21 protein-coding genes are annotated in these 24,022 nt (G+C 60.9%); 7 read left to right on the top strand and 14 right to left on the bottom strand.

Features of this window, described 5'->3' with window-relative positions:
• Window positions 1–122: 122 nt before the first annotated feature.
• Window positions 123–1,715, top strand: coding sequence for a glycosyltransferase family 39 protein (locus GM658_RS19330; RefSeq protein WP_155455705.1), 1,593 nt, complete (start codon window positions 123–125; stop codon window positions 1,713–1,715).
• A gap of 4 nt (window positions 1,716–1,719) precedes the next feature.
• Here the strand turns inward: GM658_RS19330 and GM658_RS19325 are convergent, their stop codons facing one another.
• Genes GM658_RS19325 through GM658_RS28895 form a run of 5 tightly spaced genes read right to left on the bottom strand, consistent with a single transcriptional unit; the run spans window position 1,720 to window position 8,390 of the window.
• Complete coding sequence (locus tag GM658_RS19325; RefSeq protein WP_155455704.1) at window positions 1,720–2,601, bottom strand: VirK/YbjX family protein; 882 nt, start codon at window positions 2,599–2,601, stop codon at window positions 1,720–1,722.
• Between the two features lie 6 nt (window positions 2,602–2,607).
• A complete protein-coding gene (locus GM658_RS19320) occupies window positions 2,608–5,679 on the bottom strand; it encodes an efflux RND transporter permease subunit (RefSeq protein WP_155455703.1) in 3,072 nt (1,023 codons plus the stop codon).
• On the bottom strand, window positions 5,669–6,763 hold the full coding sequence (locus tag GM658_RS19315; RefSeq protein ID WP_155455702.1) for an efflux RND transporter periplasmic adaptor subunit: 1,095 nt from the start codon (window positions 6,761–6,763) through the stop codon (window positions 5,669–5,671). Before GM658_RS19315 ends, GM658_RS19320 begins: the two co-directional genes overlap by 11 nt.
• The gene (locus tag GM658_RS19310) at window positions 6,760–8,022 is read right to left on the bottom strand and encodes a TolC family protein (protein WP_170298882.1); all 1,263 of its coding nucleotides are present in this window, start codon (window positions 8,020–8,022) and stop codon (window positions 6,760–6,762) included. Before GM658_RS19310 ends, GM658_RS19315 begins: the two co-directional genes overlap by 4 nt.
• A complete protein-coding gene (locus tag GM658_RS28895; RefSeq protein ID WP_170298881.1) occupies window positions 8,019–8,390 on the bottom strand; it encodes a hypothetical protein in 372 nt (123 codons plus the stop codon). Before GM658_RS28895 ends, GM658_RS19310 begins: the two co-directional genes overlap by 4 nt.
• A gap of 111 nt (window positions 8,391–8,501) precedes the next feature.
• Between GM658_RS28895 and GM658_RS19305 the strand changes: the two genes are divergently transcribed.
• Window positions 8,502–9,197: a response regulator transcription factor gene (locus GM658_RS19305; RefSeq protein ID WP_155455700.1), complete on the top strand. Its 696-nt coding sequence runs from the start codon at window positions 8,502–8,504 to the stop codon at window positions 9,195–9,197.
• Window positions 9,190–10,542, top strand: a complete 1,353-nt coding sequence (locus tag GM658_RS19300; RefSeq protein ID WP_170298880.1) for a sensor histidine kinase — start codon at window positions 9,190–9,192, stop codon at window positions 10,540–10,542. The genes GM658_RS19305 and GM658_RS19300 overlap by 8 nt, the downstream gene beginning before the upstream one ends.
• A 6-nt stretch (window positions 10,543–10,548) precedes the next feature.
• On the opposite strand, the gene GM658_RS19295 is transcribed toward GM658_RS19300, so the two are convergent.
• The 3 genes from GM658_RS19295 to GM658_RS19285 all read right to left on the bottom strand — a co-directional run bounded on the left by GM658_RS19295 (window position 10,549) and on the right by GM658_RS19285 (window position 13,539).
• Complete coding sequence (locus tag GM658_RS19295) at window positions 10,549–11,484, bottom strand: hypothetical protein (RefSeq protein ID WP_155455698.1); 936 nt, start codon at window positions 11,482–11,484, stop codon at window positions 10,549–10,551.
• A complete protein-coding gene (locus tag GM658_RS19290; protein WP_155455697.1) occupies window positions 11,441–11,842 on the bottom strand; it encodes a hypothetical protein in 402 nt (133 codons plus the stop codon). The genes GM658_RS19295 and GM658_RS19290 overlap by 44 nt, the downstream gene beginning before the upstream one ends.
• Window positions 11,843–11,904: 62 nt before the next feature.
• The gene (locus GM658_RS19285) at window positions 11,905–13,539 is read right to left on the bottom strand and encodes an alpha/beta hydrolase (protein ID WP_155455696.1); all 1,635 of its coding nucleotides are present in this window, start codon (window positions 13,537–13,539) and stop codon (window positions 11,905–11,907) included.
• A gap of 114 nt (window positions 13,540–13,653) precedes the next feature.
• Between GM658_RS19285 and GM658_RS19280 the strand changes: the two genes are divergently transcribed.
• From GM658_RS19280 to GM658_RS19270, 3 genes are all read left to right on the top strand, one after another.
• Window positions 13,654–15,453 (top strand): ABC transporter ATP-binding protein/permease, encoded by a 1,800-nt coding sequence (locus GM658_RS19280; RefSeq protein ID WP_155455695.1) that lies wholly within the window; start codon window positions 13,654–13,656, stop codon window positions 15,451–15,453.
• A gap of 68 nt (window positions 15,454–15,521) precedes the next feature.
• Complete coding sequence (locus tag GM658_RS19275; RefSeq protein ID WP_155455694.1) at window positions 15,522–15,866, top strand: ArsR/SmtB family transcription factor; 345 nt, start codon at window positions 15,522–15,524, stop codon at window positions 15,864–15,866.
• Complete coding sequence (locus tag GM658_RS19270) at window positions 15,856–16,359, top strand: SRPBCC family protein (RefSeq protein WP_155455693.1); 504 nt, start codon at window positions 15,856–15,858, stop codon at window positions 16,357–16,359. Before GM658_RS19275 ends, GM658_RS19270 begins: the two co-directional genes overlap by 11 nt.
• A 183-nt stretch (window positions 16,360–16,542) precedes the next feature.
• Here GM658_RS19270 and GM658_RS19265 read toward each other — a convergent pair whose 3' ends face one another.
• From GM658_RS19265 to GM658_RS19240, 6 genes are all read right to left on the bottom strand, one after another.
• Window positions 16,543–17,133, bottom strand: a complete 591-nt coding sequence (locus GM658_RS19265) for a hypothetical protein (RefSeq protein ID WP_155455692.1) — start codon at window positions 17,131–17,133, stop codon at window positions 16,543–16,545.
• 155 nt (window positions 17,134–17,288) lie between these two features.
• Window positions 17,289–17,873, bottom strand: coding sequence for a hypothetical protein (locus GM658_RS19260; protein WP_155455691.1), 585 nt, complete (start codon window positions 17,871–17,873; stop codon window positions 17,289–17,291).
• Window positions 17,874–17,957: 84 nt separating this feature from the next.
• Window positions 17,958–18,437: a DUF6985 domain-containing protein gene (locus tag GM658_RS19255; RefSeq protein WP_155455690.1), complete on the bottom strand. Its 480-nt coding sequence runs from the start codon at window positions 18,435–18,437 to the stop codon at window positions 17,958–17,960.
• Between the two features lie 73 nt (window positions 18,438–18,510).
• Window positions 18,511–19,719: a hypothetical protein gene (locus GM658_RS19250; RefSeq protein WP_155455689.1), complete on the bottom strand. Its 1,209-nt coding sequence runs from the start codon at window positions 19,717–19,719 to the stop codon at window positions 18,511–18,513.
• 76 nt (window positions 19,720–19,795) lie between these two features.
• Window positions 19,796–21,418, bottom strand: coding sequence for an HAL/PAL/TAL family ammonia-lyase (locus GM658_RS19245; RefSeq protein WP_155455688.1), 1,623 nt, complete (start codon window positions 21,416–21,418; stop codon window positions 19,796–19,798).
• A gap of 11 nt (window positions 21,419–21,429) precedes the next feature.
• A complete protein-coding gene (locus GM658_RS19240) occupies window positions 21,430–22,707 on the bottom strand; it encodes a urate hydroxylase PuuD (protein ID WP_155455687.1) in 1,278 nt (425 codons plus the stop codon).
• 232 nt (window positions 22,708–22,939) lie between these two features.
• On the opposite strand from GM658_RS19240, the gene GM658_RS19235 reads away from it, so the two are divergent.
• Window positions 22,940–23,875 (top strand): LysR family transcriptional regulator, encoded by a 936-nt coding sequence (locus GM658_RS19235; protein WP_155455778.1) that lies wholly within the window; start codon window positions 22,940–22,942, stop codon window positions 23,873–23,875.
• The last annotated feature ends 147 nt before the right edge of the window (window positions 23,876–24,022 follow it).

Here is a 24,022-nt window from a genome sequence, read left to right as displayed (position 1 = left end):
ACTCCCCAGCAAAATCCCTCAATTCCACTGTCACCAGCAGGCGACAGTTGTTGCACATTAACTGAACTTGGCGCTGTTACATTGATACAATACGAAACATTCGCCTCCCGCAGTTAGCATTTATGCAACAACTTTCATCCGCTCCGAGCCACGGCGCAAGCGACCACAACCATGCAGCCATAGCGCGACGCCCCCAGTTTGCTGACAGGCATATTCCGATGGCGCTCGCGATGCTCGGCCTGGCGCAAGTCCTTATGTGGGGTATTGCTGCCTGGCTTGGCTACTCCTCCACTGAACTCGATTCGGCGGAGCAATTGAGCTGGGCCACAGGGCTGGAACTGGGTTACTGGAAACATCCGCCCATGCCTTCATGGATCATGCACGGCGCGCTGATGCTGTTCAAACCGTCGATCGTGCTGCCACTGGTCATGGTTCAAACCGGGATTGTCATCGCTCTTGGCCTTACCTGGCGCCTCGCGCGTGAAATCCTGCCGCCACGCCAGGCGGCGCTTTCAGTGCTCATCACATCCCTGGTGCTGTACCACAACGCGGGCGCAGACAGCTTTAACCACAACACGGTACTGCTGCCGTTCCAGGCCGCCGCCACACTCGCGTTCTTCCTCGCGCTGCGGCACAGCAGCTTGCGATGGTGGCTGGCGGCAGGGCTTTTCGGCGGCCTTGCCATGCTCGTGAAATATGTCGCGGCCATCCACTTCGCCGGTTTGCTGCTGTACTTGCTGCTCGACCGCAGCACGCACCTTCGCCGGAATTTCGTGGGCATGCTGCTCGGGGCGCTGGTCTTCGCATTGGTTCTCAGCCCCCACGTCTACTGGCTGCACGCGAACGGCTACCCGCCCATGCAGTATGCGCACTCGGTCATGATTCCGCTCACAGGCCCTGCGTCGGCATTTGCCAGCGTGGGCCAATTCATCGAGACACAAGTATTCCGTCTGGTCCCTTTGCTGCCGTTGTTGATTTATATCGTGCGCCAGCGCCGCGCGGCACCGGCGCATGACGACGTTGAAATGGTGGTTTCCAGGCGCGACAAGCTTTTCGTTTGGGTCGCAGGCGCGGCGCCGCTGCTGGTCACCATCGCATTCAGCCTGTTATCCGGCTCGAAGCTTGAAGCGCGCTGGGGAGCCAACGCCTTCCTCCTGACCGGCATGGTCGCCATCGTCGCTATTCGCCCGCATCTCACGGCCGAACGCCTCAAGAACATCATGGGCGTGACCCTGCTTGCCCATGTTGTGTTGTGCGCCGGCCTGGTAGCGGGCAAATCGGTCGTCGCCAAACATTTCGACCGGCGCACCAGGGCCAACTTCCCGGCCGCCGAACTGGCCCAGGAAGCCGAACGGACCTGGCGCAAGCATACCAACGCTCCGCTGCGCCTCGTTGCCACGGACATCTGGCTTGGCGGGAACCTGCGTGCTGCCGGACTGCCTGGCGTGGCGGTGCTGATTGATGGCGACTACACCAAGTCGCCTTGGGTCACGCAGGAACAGGTGCATGCCTGCGGCATGCTGATCCTTGACGATACCATTTCGAACGGGCGCGCCGGTGTCGCCAATCCTGAGCAATTGCATACGCTGATGGATTCTGCGGAGGCCGCCGGTTCCATGACGCTCAACTGGGGCAGTGCAAAACAGGAACGCCGCACCGTGCATTGGGCATATCTCCCTCCGCACGATGCGGCGCACTGCACCCAGGCGGGTTAAAGCTTCAGCCTGAAATTGTCCGCACGATCTGCTGACGGGCGTCGGTGATCATTGCGTTGCGGCGACGAAAGGCCGCGCGCTTTGAAGATTTGATTTCACTTTCGTCCTGTCCTTCCGCACTGCGCGGCGCCAGCCTGAAATTCCCACCAGCGCCACGCTCTCCACCGAGTTCCTGTGCCAGTCCGTCGTAATCGAAAGTGATGCGTTTGCGGCGGCGATAGTTGACTACAATGCGATTGCAGTTGCTGACGAGCACCACACCGCTGCATCCTGCGGCTGCCGCCAGGTCCCTCAGCATGGCCATCATGAAATTGGATGGGCGCATGCCATGCAGTTCCCGCGTCGCCAGCCGCATCAAGTCCTCGCCATCGTCCGCGCGAAGTCCTTGCAGCGAGCCGACCGTCAGCACGCGGCCCACACCATCGATGCCGAAGGTAAAGCTGACCGTATAAATTACGCGGCCTTCACAAAGCAGTTGCAAGGCTTGTTCGCCTTCGCGTTCGTTCACCAGGGCCGTGGAAAAGCGCATATCGAACGGCGTGCCGGACTTACCCACAAAGCGCGCCACCTGCTGCGGCGTGTGGCAGGAAGCAAGCGCTCCCCTGCCCCAGCCCAGTTCGTGCAGAACCCTGTAATGACCGGCGATGGCGTCGGCGCGCGCCTGGATATCCAGGTGGCCCGACAAATATGGCCGGTAGATCTGGTATCGCATGCGCGGCACCTGGTCAGCGAGGACGCGCAATAGCGGCACGGTGGCCAATTGCTGCTGCCAGCGCCGGGTAACAGACGGGAACAGCAGTGCGCCTGCCAGCATTTTCAGCCGTTCCTTCACGTCCGGGGCGCGCCATTCCAGGCCCGGCGCTGCATTGGGAAATACGGATTGCATAAGCCTCTACTCTTCTTCCTTGTCTTCGCGAAGCAGTGGGAAAGCCAGCGGCAAAAGCAGCAAGGTGAATGCCGTGGCCGACACGATCCCGCCCACGATGACCAGCGCAAACGGACGCTGGGTTTCGGAGCCAATGCCGTGCGAGAGCGCCGCTGGCAGCAGGCCCAGGCCCGCCATCAGCGCCGTCATCAGGATGGGACGCAGCCGTCCTGCCGCGCCATCGATGGCGGCGTCATTCAGCCGCGCGCCTTCGCGCAGGTTTTCGATCATCTGTTCCACCATGATTACGCCGTTCTGCACCGAGATGCCGGCCACCGCAATGAATCCCACCGCAGCGGAAACGGAGAAATGCAGGCCGGCCACCGCCAGCGCCGCCACCCCGCCCACCAGCGTGAATGGCACGATGCCCAGCACCAGCAAGGCCTGGCGCACCGAGCGGAAGGCCCAGAACAACAGCAGGAAAATCAGCAGGACCGCCGCCGGCACAATCACCTGCAGCCGCCGCACGGCACGCTGCTGGTTCTCGAACTGGCCACCCCAGGTAATGCTGTAGCCCGGGGGCAGTTCGAGCTGGCGCGCCACTTTTTCCTGCGCCTCCGCGACGAAGCTGGCCTGGTCCCGGCCCACCACGTTGGCTTTCACCGACGCGACGCGGCCGCCGGTCTCGCGACTGATGCGGGAAGGCCCCTGGCGCACGGTGATGCGGGCCAGCGACGAAAGCGGCACGCTCGCGCCGCCTGGCGCCATGATCGGCAGTGCGCCAATCTGTTCCGCCGAGGCGCGGCTTTCTTCGCGCAGGCGCAAGGTCACGTCGAAGCGCCGCTCGCCTTCGTAATAACTGCTGGCAGCCATGCCGCCCAACACCGTCTGCAGCGCGCCGTTGACGTCGGCCACGTTGACGCCAAGGCGGCCCATGCTTTCGCGGTCGAGCGTAATATCCAGTTCGCTCTGGCCACCGATCGGCACCGCTTCGATATCGCTGGCGCCACGTACGGTGCCCAGAATCGCCGCAATCTCGCGCGATTTGGTGCCGATGGTCTCGAGATCCGGTCCAAACACCTTGACGGCAATTTCGCCCTTCACGCCGGACAGTGCTTCTTCCACACTGTCTTCGATCACCTGCGAAAAATTGGTCGACACGCCCGGGATCAAGTGGATACGGTCGCTCATGTCGCTGATCAGGCTTTCCTTGTCGGCGAAGCGCCACTCGCCACGCGGCGCCAGCGCGGCCAACATCTCAATGTTGTTTGGCCCCTTGGGGTCAGTGCCGTCGTCCGGACGCCCGACGTGCGACACCACAGTCGTCACTTCCGGATAGCTGCGCAGGATGCGGCGCACTTCGCGCTCCACAAGCTGGGTACGTTCCAGCGTGGCCGATGCCGGCAAGCCCATGGTCAGCCAGATATTGCCCTCATCCAGCTTGGGCAGGAATTCGCTGCCCAGCATGGGAGCCAGGGCAACCGTCGCAACCAGCACGGCAAGCGAAAGCCCGAACACCAGCTTGCGCGCACCCAAAGCCCGCTGCAGCAAGCGACGGTAGTGCTCTTGCAGGGTGGCCAGCCAGCCAGCATGCTTTTCCTGCAAAGGATGCCGATGCATGGTCCACAGCAGCAGCACCGGCACCAGTGTGAAACTGAGGATGATGGCGCCCAGCATGGCAAAGCTCAGGGTAAAGGCGACCGGCGTGAAGATCTTGCCCTCTACGCGCTGGAACGTGTAGATCGGCAGGAAAGCAACAATGATGATGGCTTTGGCAAACAGGATCGGGTGCCCCAGCGACAACAGGGTTTCGCGCAGCGTCTTGCGCGGCGACCTGCGCGGCGCACCAGGTTCGCGCAAGCTATTCCGCACCAGCAGCGCTTCCACCAGCACCACCGCGCTGTCGATGATGATGCCGAAGTCGACGGCGCCCAGCGAAATCAGGTTGGCGGGAATGCCGCGGGCGTCCAGCAGGATAAAGGCCACCAGCAGGGAAAGCGGAATCACCGCCGCCACAATCAGGGCCGCGCGCCAGTTGCCAAGGAAGAGGATCAGCACCGCCACCACCAGCGTTGCACCGACGACCAGGTTTTCCAGGACAGTGTGAACCGTATGTGCAATGAGGTCGGTGCGGTCGTAGATCGTGTTCAGGTGAACGCCCGGCGGCAGGGTCTTGTTCAGCTGTTCGACATTGTCGCGCACGGCGGCCACCACCAGGGCGGCATTGGCGCCCTTGCTCATCTGAACAATGCCCTCGACCACGTCATCGCGGCCGTTATAGGCGACGCTGCCGGCAGCGGGGGCATGACCGATGATCACTTCGCCCAGGTCGGATGCGTGCACCGGCTTGCCGCCCTTGCTGGCAACCACGATGCGGCCCAGGTCTTCCGGCCTGGTCACCAGGCCGATGCCGCGCACCGCCAGCGCTTCGTCGCCGCGGCGCAGCAAGCCGGCGCCGGCATTGGCGTTGTTCGCCGCCAGGGCCTGGCGCACCTGGTCGATGCTGATGCCGTAGCGCGCCAGCGCCATCGGGTCGAGCGAGAGCTGGTACTCGCGCAGCACCCCGCCAAAGGTCACCACGTCCGCTACACCGGATACGCTGCGCAGGGCCGGACGGATAGTCCAGTCCTGGATCGCTCGCACTTCGCTGGCGGGCATACCGGGCGGCGCATCCAGCACGTAGCGATAGATTTCACCGACGGCGGTTGAAAGCGGCGCCAGGCCAGGCTGGACGCCGGGCGGCAGCGAGACGTTCTGCAGCTTCTCCAGCACTTGCTGGCGTGCGAAGTAATCGTCCGTACCGTCTTCGAAAGTCAGGGTGACCACCGACAGGCCGGCAATGGTCACGGAGCGCAACTGGGTCTGGTGCGGTACGCCGCTCAATTCACGCTCGACCGGCATGGTCACCGCCCGCTCCACTTCCTCGGCAGCCTGGCCTGCCATTTGCGTAATCACCTGAACCTGCACGTCCTGCACGTCGGGGAAAGCTTCCACCGGCAGCTGCTGCGCGGCGCGCCAGCCGAAGCCGACCAGTGCAGCCGTCATGATCAGGACGAACAGGCGCTGCGCGAGGATAAAGTCAATAAATTTAGCGAACATCTTGCCCTGCCTGTGCTTTCAGCAGCAGCGCGCCGGCTACTACCAGCTGTTGTCCCGCTTCGATGCCGCTATCGACAAAGCTGGTCAGCGGGCCGCGCCTTGCCACGTGCACGCGCTTGCGCTCGTAGCTGTCCTTCTTTACCTGCACAAAAACATATTCGTCCTGGCCATCCACCACGATCGCCTCGTTCGGCAATGGGATGCCGGACTGCGCCTTGCCGCCCTGGAAATGCACGCGCGCGAACATTTCCGGACGCAGCTTGTGGTCGGCATTGGCCAGCAAGCAGCGCACGGGGATGCGGCGCGTGTTGGGGTCCACCATCTCGCCCACGTAGCCGATACGCGCCGTGTACTGCGTGCCGGGCAAGGCGTCGGCTTCGACCTTCACCTCCTGGCCTAACGCCAGCGTCAGCGCCAGTTGTTCTGGCACGTCCGCGATCAGCCAAAGCTGGTCGAGGTTGGAAACGATGAACAATGGCGCGGGAAGATCCGGACGCACCTCCTGCCCGGGATTGAGCTGGCGCTCGACGACTGTGCCCGGAACCGGGGAAGCGAGCGTCAACGCGCCGGTCGTCGCGCCCGCTGCGCCCAGCGCCCGCAGGCGCTGGCGGGTGCGTTCGAGTTCCGCTGCGCTCTGTTCACTATCGCTGCTGGCCGCTTCGAAGTCTTTGCGCGCCATGACGCCCGCGTCGAACAGCAGGCGGGCACGTGCCAGCGCGCTGTCCTTCAGGCGCGCATCGGACACGGCCTTTTTTTCATCGGCGCTGGCGGCGGCAAGATCCGGTGACGCCAGTACCGCGAGCGCCTGGCCAGCCTTGACGTGCTGGCCAGGCTGCACCATGATCGTGCTTACACGGCCCGCCAGCGGTGCACTGACGCGCGCTGTGTGGTCTTCGTCAAAGGCGATGCGCGCCGCGATCGGCTCCGCCTCCGGCAAAGGCGCGCTGGCGGCAGGCATGGTGCGGATGAACTGCGAGGTGGCGGAAAGGGGCGCTGCCGCAGCATGGGCCGACCGCACCGGTGCACGCGAACAGGCCGACAGCCCGCACAGGGCCGCCAAGGTAAGAAGTAGGACAGATTTCATGGCAGATCAAAGGTATGGGTGGCGCGCCATGCGGCGAGCGCCTTGAGGTAATCGGCGCGCGCGTCAATACCGTCCAGCTGGGTCATGCGGTAGGAACGGCGCGCATCCAGCACATCGGTCACGCTCAGGGCGCCATGCTCGAACGCGAATTCGGCGGTTTCGGCGACATGGCGCGCTGCCGCCAGCAATTGCCCTTGGAAGACGGCGGCGCGCTGCTGGCTCGTCATGAGCTGCTGGCTGCTCTGCATGGCTTCACTGCAGGCCTGGGTGCGCGCCTTGTCCAGCGCAAGCGTTGCCGCGTCCTGCGCGGCGAGCGCGGAACGGATTTCCCCCTCGTTGTTGTAGCGGACGAAGAGCGGGATCTGAACCGAAAAGCCGAAGCTGTTGCCCGTGCCCTGCGGGTGGGCTGGACTGACCGGGAAATGCTCTGCCTGCAAGCCCACCGAAATATCCCTCGTGCGGGCGGCCTGCGCCAATGCCAGGCCGCGGTCGGCGGCCGTGAGGCGGGCGCGGCTGGCTTGTACGTCGGCACGCTCTTCGCAGGGCGCTCCGGCCGCTTCGTGCATGAAGGGCAATGCGTTATCCCAGCTATCGCTGGCCTGGAGCTCGGGCAGCGGCAAGGCCAGGCCGATCTGCTGCGCCAGCGCATACGAAGCAGTCCTGTGCTGCAACGCTGCGGCATTCAGGTCATTCTGCGCCCGCTGCACTTCCAGCTGCAGGCGCGCGACTTCGACTTCAGCGAGGTCGCCTGCCTCGCGGCGCTTCCGGGCCACGGCAAGCGACTGCTCTTGCAGGGCGGCGACTTCGGCCAGCACACGTTGGCGCTCCTGGCTCGCCAGCAGATCGGCATAGGCTTGCCTGACATCGCGTTCGAGCGTTCGCCGCGTGTCGGCGCGGTCGGCTGCGGCGGCCACTACGCGCTGCTGCGCGGCGTCGCTGCGCAGTTCCCGCTTGCCGCCGCGTTCAATCAACTGGTCCACACGCAGGATGCTGTCCACGGCCTTGTCGGCCAGCGGGCCGGCGCCGATCCCGGTGTGCGGGTTGATGTTGGCGGTGCTGAAGGTCAGCGCCGGATTGGGCGCGGCTGCCGCTTGCACGGCATCGGCCTCCGCACCGCGGAGAGCGATGGCACGCTGGCGATAATCCCAATGCTGCTGCAGCGCCAGCGACAGCGCCTGCTGCTCGCTAAGACGCATGAGCTGCTGGGCATTGACGTTCAGCCAAGGCAACAGCAACAGGGACGGGAGAAGCCGTTTCATGAGCGTGGCGCCTCCGGAATCGGCAGCACGCGGGCAAGTTGGCCGGCACGGCAATCGGCAGGCCACAGTTCCACCCATGTTCCGGTTGCCAGCGCTGCGACACCGTCCGCCGCGGCGAACATATGGTGGCGCGCGTGGTGCGACTGGTAGGAGACCCATACGATAGGCAGCCCCGCCGCGCGCGCGCGGTCGAAGGCGGCGGCGCAGCCAGCCGGCTCCGCCAGCGGCGTGGCTGGCGTTTCAATGGCCTGGATGTTGGCGGAACGGGCGCCCGCCTGCCAGTCGGCCTCGGGCAGGAATGGCATGTCCGGCCGGGTGGCGCAAGCGCCCAGGAGTGACGCCAGGGCGACGGGCAATAAAAGACGCATGCTAACCCCTCTTGTTACAAAGGCTGCCAGCTTATCCACTTGCCTGCGCTCGAACATTACAGGTATGCAATGATTACTTAGCCGTAATGTTCACGGTGTTATGATCGAAGGATGAAATGCCTGATCGTCGATGATGACGCCGAAACACGCGAATACCTGCTCGCGGCCTTGCACCACGCGGGCCACACCGCCATGGGATGCGCCGATGCGGACGAGGGCTGGCAACAGCTGGAGCAGGCGGACTGGGATGCGCTCGTCCTCGACCGCATGCTGCCCGGCGACTTTGACGGCCTCGCCCTGCTCCGCCGGATGCGCGCCAGGGGCATGCGTCTGCCGGTCCTGGTATTGAGCGCGCTGGGCGACGTCGATGAGCGCGTGCACGGCCTGCGCGCCGGCGCCGACGACTACCTCAGCAAGCCATTCGCCGCTGCCGAACTGCTGGCCCGCCTGGAAAACCTGGTGCGCCGCGCCGCCCCGGTGGAAGACACGCTGGTCCTGCGCGTGGGCGACCTTGAACTGGATTTGCGCGCCCTGCGCGCCACCCGTAACGGCACACGCATCACGCTGCACCAGCGCGAGTACCGCCTGCTCGAATACCTGATGCGCAACGCCGGCACGGTCGTCACGCGCGGCATGCTGCTGGAGAGCGTATGGGAATACCACTTCGACCCGCAGACCAATGTCATCGACGTGCAGATAAGCCGCCTGCGCAGCAAGATCGACAAGGACTCCGCCTCGCCCTTGATCCACACCATCCGCGGCGAGGGTTATATGCTGTGCGACAAAGATGCAGATCCGGATGTGTAGTTCGCTGATCGCATCGATTGCAACACGCCTGGCGCTGATGTACGGCCTGATCGCCGTCATCTCGGTCGGCGCCGCGGTGCTGGCCTTCTACTTTGGCACGGTCGGCGTGCTCACCAGCGTCAACGATTCCAAGATCCAGTCCATCAGCGCCCGCCTGAAGGAAGCCGGCGAGCAAGGCGGCCAGGAAAGCCTGCGCCGCGAAATTACGCTCCAGTTGCACGACAAGATGGATACCGATACCGAGCTTTTCCTGCTCCAGTCGGCCGACGGCCAGACGGTGCTGGGAAATGTCTCCGCCTTCCCCTTTGGGGCCAAGGATGGGATCCTGTCCAGCGGCACGCTGCAGCGAGAGCACGAAAATATCCGCGCCCATTTCATCATCGCGCGCTTGCCCGACGGGGCGCGCCTGTTGGTAGGCCGTGACTTGCGTGAACTCGATGCGTTGCGCGGCGTGGTGGAGCGCGCCGCCATCATCGGATCATTGGTAGCCCTGCTCTTCGTCAGCGCAGGTACCTGGTTCCTGCGCCGCTCGATCGATAGCCGCGTGGGCGCGGTACGCCGGATTGCCCGCAACATCAGCGCCGGCGACCTGGCCCAGCGCGTGCCCGAATCCGGCGCTGACGAATTCAGCATGCTAAGCCGGGACATCAACCGCATGCTTGCCCAGATCGAACGCCTGATGGATGGAGTGCGCAACGTCTCCAACGCCATCGCCCATGATCTGCGCACCCCCTTGAGCCGCGTACGCAACCGGTTGGCAGCAAACCTTCGGCCCGATGCGGCCGGCCCGATGGCCGATGCGGCGGCAAAGTCGATCGAAGACATCGACCAGCTGATTATCCTGTTTGAAAAGCTGCTGCGCATTGCCGCCGCCGAATCGGGCGTGCGCCCGACCTACACCGACAAGATTGACCTGACCCAGATTGCCGCCAACCTGGTCGAACTCTACGACGCTGCCGCCGAAGACTCGGCCATCCGGCTGGTCAGCAGAGTGCAGCAAGTGCCCCCTCTTCCCGGCGACCGCGACCTCGTCGCAGCGGCACTGGGAGGATTGCTCGATAATGCGCTGAAGTATGCAGGCTCCGGCAGCACGGTCACGGTCTGCTGCGGCCCTGTTCCTGGCGGGGCCGAGTTGTTGGTACGCGATACCGGCCCTGGCGTACCCGATGAAACGCTGCCCATGCTGGCCGAGCGCTTCTTCCGCGTGGACCGCTCACGCCACTTGCCAGGCAACGGCATTGGCCTGTCAAACATCAATGCAATCGCCAAGCTGCATGGCGGCTCCCTCACCGTCAGCAACCTTCACCCGGGATTGGAAGTTCGGATGTTTTTCCCGGGCGGCTGATTGACCTTAGTGTGCGTGCCGCTTGTGAAAATTGAGGGCGATCTGCCTGGCAGCCGCCAACTCGGCGGCACGCTCCGCTGGACTGAGGTCTTTGCCGATGGAGTCCATCAGCGCACTGTCTTCCGCAAAGAACTTCGCAATATCCGAGTCGGGTCCGAGTATCTCGCCATGGATCAAACCATTTGCAAGAAAATAACGATAGGCCAGGCCGGCGTTTCGTTCAAAAGTTGGCGAGCCGGCGGCATATTCCGTCGCGATGTAATTGACCACGCCGGGGTCGGTCCCCGCCTCCGCTTCGGCGATCAGTTGAGCCCTCGCCAGCGCCTTCCATTCCTGGACTAGCGGATCGTCCGGACGCGTTGTGAGCGCCGATGGGTCGCCGAAAGGCCCCTCGCGAAGGAAAGCAATGGCAGATCCCGGTACCCCCGCCTTGGCGGCAGCAGCAAGATAGTCCAGGCGCGATTGTCGCTCCCGCTCCGACATGGCGCCACATCGCATGGTGTCCCGCTGCTTTTCCTGCTCGGTCATATGCCGATAGCCGAAAGCATTGTCGGGAGACTTTTTACGGAGTTCCTCATCGTAGATCATGCGGTCATGATCCCGGTTGAATTCAACACAGTCCGCCAGCAGGCTATACGCGAGATAGAGTTTCTCCGGATCATGGGACTCTGCCAACTGCTGGACTTGCCTCGACAAGCTCACGTCTCCGGACGGCATAGGTAACACAAGCCTGCCGGTGCCAGCCTGCGCAGGCGCGATCACGCGGGTCGAATTGATCGCCGATGCCGCGCGGCCTGCACGTGCCTCTCCGCTTCCAGCTTTAGGCCAATACATTACAAGCGCCGCCATGGCGCCTGCAATGGCCAAGCCAACACCCCATTTCATCAGTCGCATAATTTCAGCTTGAAGCACCGGCCTTCGCTGCAAGAACTCGCCTTTCAAGATCCGCAAACCAGACCTCTGTATTCCAGTCGAATACGTAGACAGGCTCCGGATAGAATTCAATCAACCGACCAAACGGCGTCGCTTGATAATAAGTGACCGAGACAATATCCGATCCGTCTCCGCCGTCCCGATATTCAAGCTCTTGAATTTCACCCAGGTCCACAGATATGCGAACGCCTTCGCGTTCAAAACGCAGGCAACCGCCGTCATCGAAGACCTGAACCAGGAAATCCTCGGAGCAACTCCTTGTAATATATGCGCCAATAAAAACCATGACCCCACCGCCAAGCAATGGTCCCCGATATGCAGGTAGCCAGATGGCCACCAAAAGCGCCAAGACGGCGGCAGTCCGCATCGCATTCCACTGCCATCGGATCCCTTCCCGCGTTGGATTACTTGATACCCTCACGGCGGCAGCTATTTGCCCGCTTTAGCGCTCGAAGACTTCAACGCGGATTTCGGGCGCGCTATCGAGTACATCTCCCAGCTGATCTGGTGCAGCAGGGCCAACTTGTCGTCCCCTTGTTTGTAGAGGTCAAAATGGGTCCTGTCGGGGATGAAGCGGAAATCGGTTTTGGCATTTAATCCATCCATGACAGCCTTGAACTTATGGGCCGCGCCATCAAGGTAGAACGTGTCAGCCGTGCCCACGATCAGATGGATTTTGCCATCCAGGTCCGCCTTCACTTGGGGCCAATCGCGCTTGGTGCGGTACGCGATATCAAAATTATCGCGCCAGTACGCGACGACGGACGGGTCCACGTCTCCGGTATCGCGATCGAACATTGGCTGCGGCGCGCCAGACTGGCCGCGCGGCGAGAACACCCACTCCATCGAAGCGAGCTGGCCGCCATAGCTGCCCAGCACGCGCTCCAGCTTGGCGAACTGTTCGAACGTACCCATCACCTTGTCATGGTCGCGCACCAATGGATAAGCGCCGCCGTCCGCTTTGCGGAACACATTGGCCTGCTGCGCATACAAGTCAACGCCCGTGAAATCGTGGAAGTCCGACGGATCCGGCGATGTGGACCAGGTTCCGCCAAACAGTTTCGGATAGCGCGTCTGCAGCCACAATGTCGCCCAGCCGCCGGAGGAATGGCCGTTCAGGAAGCGGCCCGTTGGCTTGGCGTCCATCCGGTAGTGCTTCTCCAGATAGGGCATCAGCTCTGTGGTCAGCGCCTGCCCCCACGGGCCGTTATTTACCGAGTCGGCGAATTCGTGGGTGCCGGTAGGGCTGGATTCGTCCAGGACCACCCAGATCATCGGTGGCATTTTTCCCGCCGCCATGGCGCCATAGATCTCTGCCAGCAGCGGCACCAGGCGCGCCGCATTGGCGCCAAAGCCGTGGGTGTAATAGACCGTTGGATAGGTCACCTTGGCCTTAGCGTCGTAGCCCGGCGGCGTCAGTACCCATCCCGGCATCTTTACCTGGCGTCCCCAGAAGGCGCTGAGGGCGGGACTGGGGAAATCGATTGGCTGCGAGTGCTGCCGGGTTGCGTCCCATCCGGCGCGCTCCTCGGCTGTTTCGGACTTCCGTTTCCATGGATCGCTTTCCCGCAAGATATGGGCCAGGCGGATGGTCGGTACTGTGGCTGCAGGCAGATGCACTTTGACGACATCGCTGACCCAGTCGCCGGCGCTGCGGCCGGTGTAGTTATAGCTATGGTCGACATCCAGCACGGCTTGGACGTAATAGTCGCCTGGCGGGAGCTGCGAGTAAGGAAGCGGGAATGCCAGGTCATCGCCATCAACGGCGATGCTTTGTCCTGGCTGAAGGCGGCTTACCTCACGCGCCGTCACGGCCGTCGAAGTGGCCGAGAATGGATCGGCATCCACCACGGTCACTTCACTGGACTTCTCCTTGGACTTTTCCATCGCTTCCGCCTCGGCGGACTTGGCCTCGCGCGCAAATACAAGCAGCCGGCCCTGTGTCGCCTGTTTGGCGCCGGCGTCCAGCTGGACCGTCATGAACTGCTTGTCTGCTGCGGTAGCCACCTGTGCACTCAAAGCACCGGCCAGCAATAGCAAGAGGGGAAGCGGGGCAATCTTCATAAGGGGCTCTCAGAAAAAGTTAATAGAGTGCAAGTTGCCAATATAGCATGCCCCACACCGCGCTATGTCTGTTTCCGCACGGAGCGGGCTGATGCTGAGTCGTATTCTGGCCTCATGAAGATCACGACTCCTACCGCGACAGCTGCTCAACCGCCCCGCGCCGAGGAGGCCCAGGCGCCGCAACGCAAGAGACGCCGCCCGCCCCCTTTGTCGCTCGCGGCCTGGCGGCAATTCCTCAGCGTGGCCAAACCATATTGGCTTGGGAACGAACGCTGGCGTGCCTGGGGCTTGCTGTTACTGCTGATCGGTTTGATGCTGGTTGAGACCGAGGTGGCGGTAATGCTCAATAACCAGACCGGCGAGATGACGTCGGCGTTGGCGGGAAAGGATGGCGGCCGATTCTGGCATTCCGTACGCACCTGCCTTCTCATCCTCGCATTTGCGATCCCGGCGTATGCGTTCTACTACTACATGCGCGACCTGTTCGCCAATCACTGGCGGCGCTGGCTTACGCACCGCTTCCTCGATGGCTATCTGAAGGGGCGCAAATATTATGAACTGGGCTCCGACGCCGAGATCGATAACCCCGACCAGCGTATCAGTGAAGACATCAATACGTTCACCGGCAGGTCGATCAATTTCCTGCTGATTTTCCTGGGATCGATCATGCAGCTGATCGCCTTCAGCTCAGTGCTGTGGTCAATCTCGCATATGCTGGTTGGCGTGCTCACCATCTATGCGACGCTGGGCACCGTGATTGCCCTCTACTTTTTTGGCAACCCATTAATCCGGCTGAATTTCTGGCAGCTGCAGCGCGAGGCTGATTTTCGTTTCAGCTTGATGCGCCTGCGGGAGAACGCCGAGTCGATCGCGTTCTACCGTGGCGAGGACCAGGAGCGAGCCTATATCGACAACCGCTTCGACAAGGTATTCCACAATTTCGCGCGTTTGATCAAAAACCAGCGGACGCTCAACCTGTTCCAGCGCACGTTCAGTCAACTGACCCTCGTGCTGCCTGGCGTGCTTCTGGCCGAACGCGTTTTATCGGGCGAACTCGAGGTGGGTCAGGCAGTGCAGGCAGCAGGTGCATTCACCGCCGTACTCGGTGCAGTGGGCGTCATTGTCGATAACTTTGAAAGCCTGAGCCGGTTCGTGGCGGGCACGGAGCGCCTGCAGACATTGTCGAAGCTTGTGCTGCCGGACGCGCCGCAGGCAACCGACGCCACGCCGCGCATCCAGACGCGCGCCGCCGAGCATCTCACGCTGGAATCCCTTACATTGCATCCGCCGCAATCGGAGCGGGTGCTGATCAAAGAGCTTTCGCTCGTCCTGAAGCCAGGCGACGCCCTGCTGATTACGGGCGAAAGCGGCTGCGGCAAGAGTTCACTGCTCAGGGCAATCGCGGGCTTGTGGCATACCGGCAGTGGCGTAATCCAGCACCCACCGCTGGATGATTGCTTCTTCCTCCCCCAACAGCCATATCTCCAGCATGGCACGCTGCGCAGCCAGCTGATCTATCCAAGCGTTGAGTCCAGCTTAAGCGACGACCAGCTGCTTGAAATACTGGCGAAGGTTCATTTGCCACGTCTTGCCGACCAGGTAGGCGGACTTGACGCCATTCACGACTGGGGCAAGCTGCTCTCGGTAGGCGAGCAGCAACGCCTTGCCTTCGGCCGCGTGCTGGTGCACGAACCCAAAGTCGCGATCCTGGACGAAGCGACGAGTGCCCTCGACAGCAGCAATGAAGCGTCCTTGTATCGGCGCCTACGCGAAAACGGAACGACCCTGATCAGCATCGCGCACCGTGCTGCGGTGCTGCGCCATCACACGCATGTGCTGAGATTGACTGGCGATGGCGGCTGGGAGCTGCATGAAGCGAGCAGCTATGATTTTGATGGCCCGGCTGGCACCTGATCACCGGTGCAATTTTCTTTTGTCGAAGTTTATTGCGTTCCAATTTTTTTGCGCGTATAGTTAGCCATATGGATAACTATCGAATTGCGCTAGACGCGATCTTCCACGCCTTGTCCGACCCAACGCGCAGGGCCGTTGTGCAACGGCTCGGCGAGGGACCGGCGACCGTCAGTGAATTGTCGGAACCATTCGACATGGCACTGCCGTCCTTCATGAAGCATATGCGGGTACTGGAAGAGTCTGGCCTGGTAAGCAGCAGCAAAAGCGGGCGGGTAAGAACCTGCACGCTCGAGCAGCAAAAGCTTGCCGCGGCCGAACGCTGGTTCGAGGAGCAGCGCGCGCTCTGGAGCAGCCGATACGAAAACCTGGACAAACTTTTGGAACAACTGCAAGGAGAAGACAATGGCAGCTAAGCTTCAATTCGATTTCGTAGTTAACAAGGAAAAGAGCACCCTCACCGTAACGCGCGAATTTGCTGGCCCACGCCAGCTGGTCTGGGATTGCCATACGCAGAGCGCCCTGCTCGACCGTTGGTTTGCACCGAAACCCCTGAGCACCAAGACCAAACACATGGAATTCAAGGAAGGCGGCTACTGGCACTACGCCATGCTCACGCCCGATGGGCAGGCCTACTGGAGCCGCGTGGATTACCAAGCCATCCGCCCGATCGACGGCTATTCGACGCTGGACGGCTTTACCGATGAAACCGGTGTCGTCAATCCCGACATGCCGCGCTCGCGCTGGGACGTGACGTTCTCGGACCTGAGGGAACACACGCTGGTCACCACAGTCGTGCACTACAACTCTCCGGAGGACGTGCAAAAAGTCATCGATATGGGCATGAAGGAAGGCATGGCGTCCACCCTCGAACGCCTGGATGAATTGCTGCTGACGCTGAACGCATAAGAAGAGGACGGGCTGATTGCCGGATCAGCCCGTCATGTCAGTCTGATGTGTACTGACTCAAACTTTATTTGACATCGAGTGTCGGTTGGGCGGCTGCTTCCGCCTGCGGATTCAACCGGTCGACCGGTTGAATCCGCACCCCACAGCGGACCGTCGCTCTACCGGCATCCGCTTGCTTCTGAGTTAGCGCGTACCATAATGAATATTGATCTCGTCACGCAGAGTCATCTCGCCGTTCGCAGTTGCTTTTGTAACTGTATCCAATAAGTCAATTGTCTCGCCATGGCAGCTCTTTAGCGTAATGCCAGGTGTTCTATCACGGCCTTCTCCACCCAATTTGAAGGGTGGAAAACGCACTTGCGGGTCTTTCGAGTCGTACCAATCTTTAACGAAAGTGGCGGTCTCGCCGCAGTAATCAAATCTCGCTAAGCCATGCTCTGCCAGCAGCAAAATGCGACCACGCCTTTCAAAGATAATCACCGCTGTACCAGGCCAGCCGCTGTTTGATAGACCAACAAAGGCACCGCCGTCAGGTGAAGAGAAAAAGGCATCAAACGCTGCATCGTTCAGTTGTAGCACGAGACGCCCCTTATCGTAGACTCGCACCTTAAATTCCGGGTCCATCGGATCTTTCATCGAGTTGAACGATTGTTTGATTTGAACATCGCCAAACGAAAATGTTTTTTCTTGCTTCCAGCGTTTCGTCGACGGCATGTCGGCAAACGCGTGCATTGAAAAAAATAAGCCACAGACGAAAATCACAAAACGAAACATTAATCTTATCTCCCTAAGCATGGCTGGCCTAAACGAACTCACTTATCTTGCGGCAGCTCATGGCCTTTTTTCGGAACAAGGAGCACTCTAACCCATCTGACAGTCAGTGTCAGATCAAGTTTGAGCCACTTCATCTGATGCGCAAAACGACTCGTTCAATGAGACTGTTCACCCTGGATCGCTATTGCAAACTTCCCAAAGCCTAGCAGCATCAGCCAGCTCACCAGGGAAAATAGTGCGAATACCAGCCATGCCCTGCCCCAGAATGCCAAGGTATCGGCCAGCCCTTCCCAGCCCCAATCCACATAGGACAGTTCAGGAGCATCAGGCACTGCGTGCACCTGCAGCTGCTTGCCCACCACGGCGTTTGGTGCCATGCGCAAGGTCACCGACCCTGGCCACATACGCCGCTCGGGCAAGTCCGCCAACACGGGGGACTCGTGCAGGAAATACCGCGACGATAAACGTGGCTCGCCATTGAGCTCGAATTGGTATGTAATCGTTGGCCGCACCCGGTACTCCATCCGTGCCTTTTGGTTGCCTCGTCTGGAAAGCTGCCTTTCGATCCTTTCTTCACCAACTGCGACAACAGTGGCAGGCATAATGACCGTCGGCCGAAAGGCATCGATGCCATGTCCGATAAACAAGACATCGAGCGACGCGAAAACCGCGAGCGCCGCCGTGAAGAATGCCAGCATCTCAAACAGGCTGCGCAGTGTAATCGGACGGTGCTTCCTCATCACTACAACTCGTTTGCGAGGCGAAGTACAAGGAAACCGGCGGCCGGCACGCGCAGCGTTACGCAAGTCAACGGCGTTGAAGTACTAGACGCGCAGCGTGCTGCCGCAAAGCTCAGCAAATTTCCCGTCGTGAAAACGTATCCCAAGTGTATGTTCCTCATCCCATTCAGTGACGTAACCTAGCTCGGTCACCATCGAGCCACTTATTCGACCAACTGTAATGAATTGAAGTTTTGAGTTCGACAGCGCATCGCGTGGCGTTTTGATATCCCGCACATTATCTGGTGCCTCAGGATATTCTCCCGCCGCAATTGCCTCCCCATATGGCTCGAAATGTTCAAAGAGTGCCTGTGCAATACTTGGAGCCCACCCTGGAAAGGATGCAGGCAGCCTGTAAGCTTCGGCTAGCGCGTTTGCATCGGGAGCGTCTCTGGTCCCAGCTAGCGCCAGTGGAATTTCTCCGTTTGGGTCGAGCACAATACGGCCTCTCCAATAGCTGTTTTTCAGAGAGAATTCTCCAAGGTGAACGTCAGAATAGCTCCGGGATTTAAACAGTCCAAACATTAGCCGCAACCTTTATCGCATATTGGCAATATTACATGATCAAATGCAAGTCGGCCACTGGCGCCTTCTGGCCTCAGTAGGCGATCTTGAAATCAGGCTGCCCCTCGAATGTCCGATGGAACAGGAGGGCGTTCTGCGCTTGGTCAAACGCGAACTCGTTGCCGTCGTACGGGTCGCGCAACTCACTTGCCCGCACTTCTTCAGCCAAGACCTTGCCTTTGACACCGGCGCTTCGCAACTGGGACGCCAGCAGCGCTAGCCTTCGCATTCCCTCCAGGTTGACGACTCTGTATCCGTACGCGATGTATGCATCCATGCCATCCATATTGAGCAGGATTCTGCCAACAGGGTTATAGACGCCAATGTCGGCGGCTGCCTTTTTCTCGACCCCGTAGGATGCCAGGAATGTATGCGCCGCTTGCGGAATCTCGGCGTAGTCGCGGTCAAACAGCTCGGCTACGCGAAGCATGCGCTCGGCGCTGGCATTGGTCGTTGCCTGCGGCTGGTACAGAAAGCTTCCAAACAGCTTCGCCCGGTCCGCGTAGGTTTCGGAAGAACTCCATTCGTTCGCCATGACCTTCGCCAGCGAACGTTCGCGATCCGAGACAGGCTCTCGCCAGCCATCCGGGATCGCGGACATTGTCAAAGCCGGCGGATAGCCGCGCACCACCAGATTGCCCAACTCGAAATGCTGCTCGATGCTGCGCGCCGCGGTCATTTTGGCGGTGGCGCTGGAACTCTCGGCCAGCACCATTCGCCAGAAGCGATAATCCTTTTCCAGGAAGCGCCTGCAATCCGCTGCATCGGGTTTGCTTTCCGGCGACAGCAACTTGTTATACGTCAGGCGTTGCGCATTAAGAACCTGGTTGAAACCCGGATTCGACGCAAACACGGCACTCGGCCCTATTTCACGCCATTTCTTGAATTCCAGCAGGCGTTCATAGCGCTCGATCAACTGGGCGTTGTCCTGCACCAGCTTTTCACCTGGCATTTCGAAAGCTGACGGCTCTGGCGGTTCCATTTGCTTGCGTAGCGCCTCGACGCGATCGAGTCCTTCCGGCATCACATTCGCATTGCTCGATGCCGAGAAACCCATTACGTAGACGAAAGCATTGTCACGGTCTGCAACCGGCGGGTTGATGGACGCAATTTGCTGCAACTTGAAGACCGATTCGGATGGTTCCTTGTCATCGCGATTTATAAAAAACACGAAAGCGATGAACAGGAAGAACAGCGCCAGGAAGCTTGCCAACATCTTTAACAACAACTTGAGCTTTGTCATTCAGATCTACCCCTTTGTTTTCGCCGCGTACAAAAAAACGGCCCTCGCGGGCCGTTGTCATTGGTGCTACAAACAATCAGACGAATTCGCCGATCTTCCCGGCTACGGCTTCCTGCACCGAACGGCTGGTAACGAAGCTGTGCGCGACCTGGATGTCGTTGTGGAACCAGCGGTCGCCATCCAGGCAGGCTGGAATCTGCTTGCGGATCTCGTCGTAAGCGGCCTTGGTTCCCTCGCCCAGCCTAAAGCCAGGCAGCAGGTGCTCGGTCATGGTCAGCGCTTGCGCCGCCAGCAGCATCTCCACACCCACGATGTACTGGGTGTTCTGCACCACGGTATGCGCCTTGCGTGCACACCAGGTGGAGTTGGAGATGTGGTCTTCACTATTAGCCTTGGACGGGATCGAATCGACGCTACCCGGCATGGACAGCGTGCGATTTTCCATCACCAGGGAGCTGAGCGAGCATTGCACCACAGGGTAGCCAGTGTTCACGCCACGCAGGCCGGACATCAGGTTGCGCGGCAGGCCCCACGACAGGGTCGGGTCGATCAGGCGCGCCACGCGGCGTTCGCAAATGCTGCCGAGGTCCGTGATCGCCATCGCCAGCAAGTCCATTGCCTGCGCCAGGTACTGGCCGTGGAAGTTGCCGCCGGAGATGATCTCGAAACCGCCGCCATCTTTGCCGAAAATCAGCGGGTTGTCGGTGGCCGAGTTGATCTCGTTCTTCACGATCGTATCAATGTAGTCCAGCGCATCGAACACGGGACCATAGACTTGCGGCGTGCAGCGCAGCGAGTACACGTCCTGGATACGCGGTGTGTAGGGAATGTCGGTTCGGCGCAATTCGTCAGGAAATTGCACGGCGCGCGCCTCGTGCGTGGCACGGGTCGAACCTTTCAGCAGCTTGCGCACCACGGACGCGGTCTTGATCTGGCCCGGGTGCGGGCGCGCCTGCTGGATGCGAGGATCGAAGGCCGACATCTCGGCGCGCATCGCTTCCAGCGTCAGGCCCAGCGACAGGCAGGCGTCAGTCAGCAAATCGCGTGCATCCTTGGCGGCCAGCACCGCGACAGCCAACGAGGCGGTGCAGCCGTTGATGAGGGCCGATGCATCCTTGGCCTTGAGGTCGAACTTCACCGGCCCGACTTCGGCCTTGGTGATCGCCTCGGCCGCCGGCATGCGCACGCCCTTGTACATCACTTCCGCCTCGTCGAAACCGGCGATGGCGGCGGCCAGATAGGCCAGCGGCGCCAGGTCGCCGGAGGCGCCCACGGAGCCCTTCTGCGGCATGATCGGGTGGATGCCGGCATTGATGAAGGCCAGCAGGCGGTCCACCACTTCCACGCGCGGCGCGGAGTAATTGCTGGCGAAGGCATTGGCGCGCAGCAGCATGGTGGCGCGGCTGACCTCTTCCGAGAACGGCTCGCCGATGCCGCCGCTGTGGGCCTTGATCAGCTGCGTCTGGAACAGTTCAATGTGCTCGACCTTGATGCGGGTGTCCTTCAGCAGGCCCACGCCGGTGTTAAAGCTGTACATCATCGGCGCTTCATCGTGCATCCAAGTGGATTCGATGTAGTCGCGGCTTTCCTTCAGCGCAGCGCGCGAGGTGGCGGACAGTTCGACTTTGGCGCCATCGCGCGCTACTGCCAGCACTTCTTCCGCGGTCAGGTTAAACCCGTCGATCGTTACGTTGCTCATTGCTTGTCCTTTCAGTTCGCGCTGGTTTCGAACCAGGTGCCGATCAGCTGGCGTTCAGCGTCGGTCATATGGGTCATGTTCGCCAGCGGCATATCCTTGTTCTGCACGGCGCGCTGGTAGATCTTGGCGGCGTGCTGTTTCACCTGGTCTTCGGTGTCGAGCATCACGCCGCCTGGGGCGGAAGCGAAGCCGGCCTGGGTTGGATTGGCGGAGTGGCACGCTACACAGCGGGCCGAGACCACTTGCTGCACGTTGGCCAGATTCGCTTGTCCGGCAGGCGCCGTCAGGGCCGGCGTAGCGCCGGTAGCGTGACCATCGGCGTCCACAGTGACCGCTGCGGCCACTGGCGCTGCAACTGCCTTGCGCGGTGCAGGAGCGATTGCAACGGCCACGCCGGCCAGCAGGGCCACGCCGGCGATCGGGAATGCCGGCGACACCTTGCCCGCATGGCGCAGGTTGAAGAAGTGGCGGATCAGCACACCGGCAGCCATGATGGCGGCCAGTACCAGCCAGCTGTAGGCATGGCCGTAAGTCATCGCGTAGTGGTTGCTGATCATGATTAGCAGCACAGGCAGCGTGAAGTAGTTGTTGTGCACCGAACGCACCTTGGCGCGTTTGCCGTAGACCGGGTCTGGCGACTCGCCCTTGGCCATCGCATCCACCAGCTTGCGCTGGCCGGGAATGATCACGAACAGCACGTTACCCACCATCATGGTGCCGATCATGGCGCCAACGTGGATGTAGGCCGCGCGGCCGCTCAGCAAGTGCGTCAGCACATAGGCCGCCCCCACGATCAGCAAGAACATCACGCCACCAAGGACTGCGGGCTTTTCGGCCAGCTTGGTCTTGCACAGGGTGTCGTACACCAGCCAGCCGCCGGCCAGCGTGCCCAAGCCCACGCCAATCGCTTGCAGCGAAGTCAGGTCGGCCACGTTCTTGTCAATCATCATCGCCGAGGCGTTGAAGTAGTAGACGATGAACAGCATGGCAAAGCCGCTCAGCCAGGTGGCATAGGCTTCCCATTTGAACCAGTGCAGGTCTTCCGGCAGTTCGTCCGGAGCGACCAGGTATTTTTGCGGGTTGTAGAAGCCACCGCCGTGCACGGCCCACAATTCACCCATCACGCCCTTCTTGGCGAGTGGGCTGCCCGGCTTGGGCGGGCGGATCGAGTTATCCAGCCAGACGAAGTAAAACGAGGCGCCGATCCAGGCAATACCGGTGATCAGGTGCAGCCAGCGCACCAGCAGGTTAAGCCACTCGACCCCATAGGGTCCGAAGAATGTCTCCATGATTTTCTTTTCCAATAAATCCGTTCATCTGCCTCTGGCGGGCACTTCAGATGAACCAATCGGTCGTTATACCGCCGCCGCTACGACCTGGTGTTGGAAAGATATCGGTTGCGGACGCGGGAGACCTTCCATTTGGGCTATAACTTGCATATAACTGGGAATATAGTTCGGAGACCCGGAAGGTGAGAATCTCACATCGATAAATCTAAATAACTAATATTCGGAGACCATGATGTCCAGATTGCCAGAACACTTAGACATCCACCTGATCCGTATTCTTTACCTGCTGCTGGTAGAGAAAAACGTATCCCGGGTGGCCTTGAAACTGAACCAGCCGCAGCCCTCGATTTCCGGCTCCCTGCGCAAATTGCGCGACCTGACGGGCGACCCGCTGCTGGTGCGCGGCGGCCGCGGTATGGTGCCCACGCAACACGGTGAGAGCCTGCTCAAGACCGCCAAGCGCATCCTGGACGAAACCGAAAGCCTGTTCAGCCCAAAAACTGCGTTTGTGCCGCAGGATGAGGCGCGCACCTTTCACATCGCCGCGCCGGACTATATGAATACGCAGTTCTTCACCGAGGTAATCGCCCGCCTGCGCCGCGAATCGCCGCGCAGCCGCCTGGTGATTCATTCCCTGGGGCCGGACGTCGACTACGTGCGCCTGCTGTCGGATGGAGACCTGGACCTGGTCGTCGGCAACTGGGACGAACCGCCCCAGCACCTGCACATCTCCAAACTGTTCGACGACCCCATCGTCTGCCTGATGCGCGCCAACAGCGCTTACGCACGCCGCACGCCGAAAGACGCCATGACGCCCGAGGAATACCTCACCCTGCCCCATGTGGCGCCGGCCCAGATCCTGCCCGGTTACCACGGCAACATCGACTCCTTCCTGGAAGAGCGGGATATGGAACGCAATATTGTGGTGGAATCGGCACACTTCCGCATGCTGCCCTACATCGTGCAGCAGACAGATTTAGTTTTGACGAGTGGCAAACAGTTCGCCAATTTCTACGAAAACCTGCTGGGCCTGAAATCCTACAAAGTTCCCCTGGAATTCCCGCCATTGAGCTTCTACCAGCTGTGGCATGAGCGTGCGCACCACGCCACCGAACATAAATGGCTGCGCGCCCAGGTCAGCGCCGCGGCCCGCCTGCTGGTGAAGTAAAAAAGCTTTCGCGGGGTTGGAAAGGGCGGGGTCAGACCCTTGGGTCTGACCCAGGTTTACCGGGTTTCGTTTTTCCTACAAGGAATTTGCGCGGCAGGGGTTCAAATGGACCGCGCTCGAATGTTGCTGCAAGTCATTTCGCCACTT

It is taken from the genome of Massilia eburnea (assembly GCF_009720745.1).
Lineage (GTDB): Bacteria > Pseudomonadota > Gammaproteobacteria > Burkholderiales > Burkholderiaceae_D > Rugamonas > Rugamonas eburnea.
The sequence above is the reverse complement of the archived record's forward strand: the minus strand, read 5'-3'. Positions and strand labels throughout refer to the sequence as shown.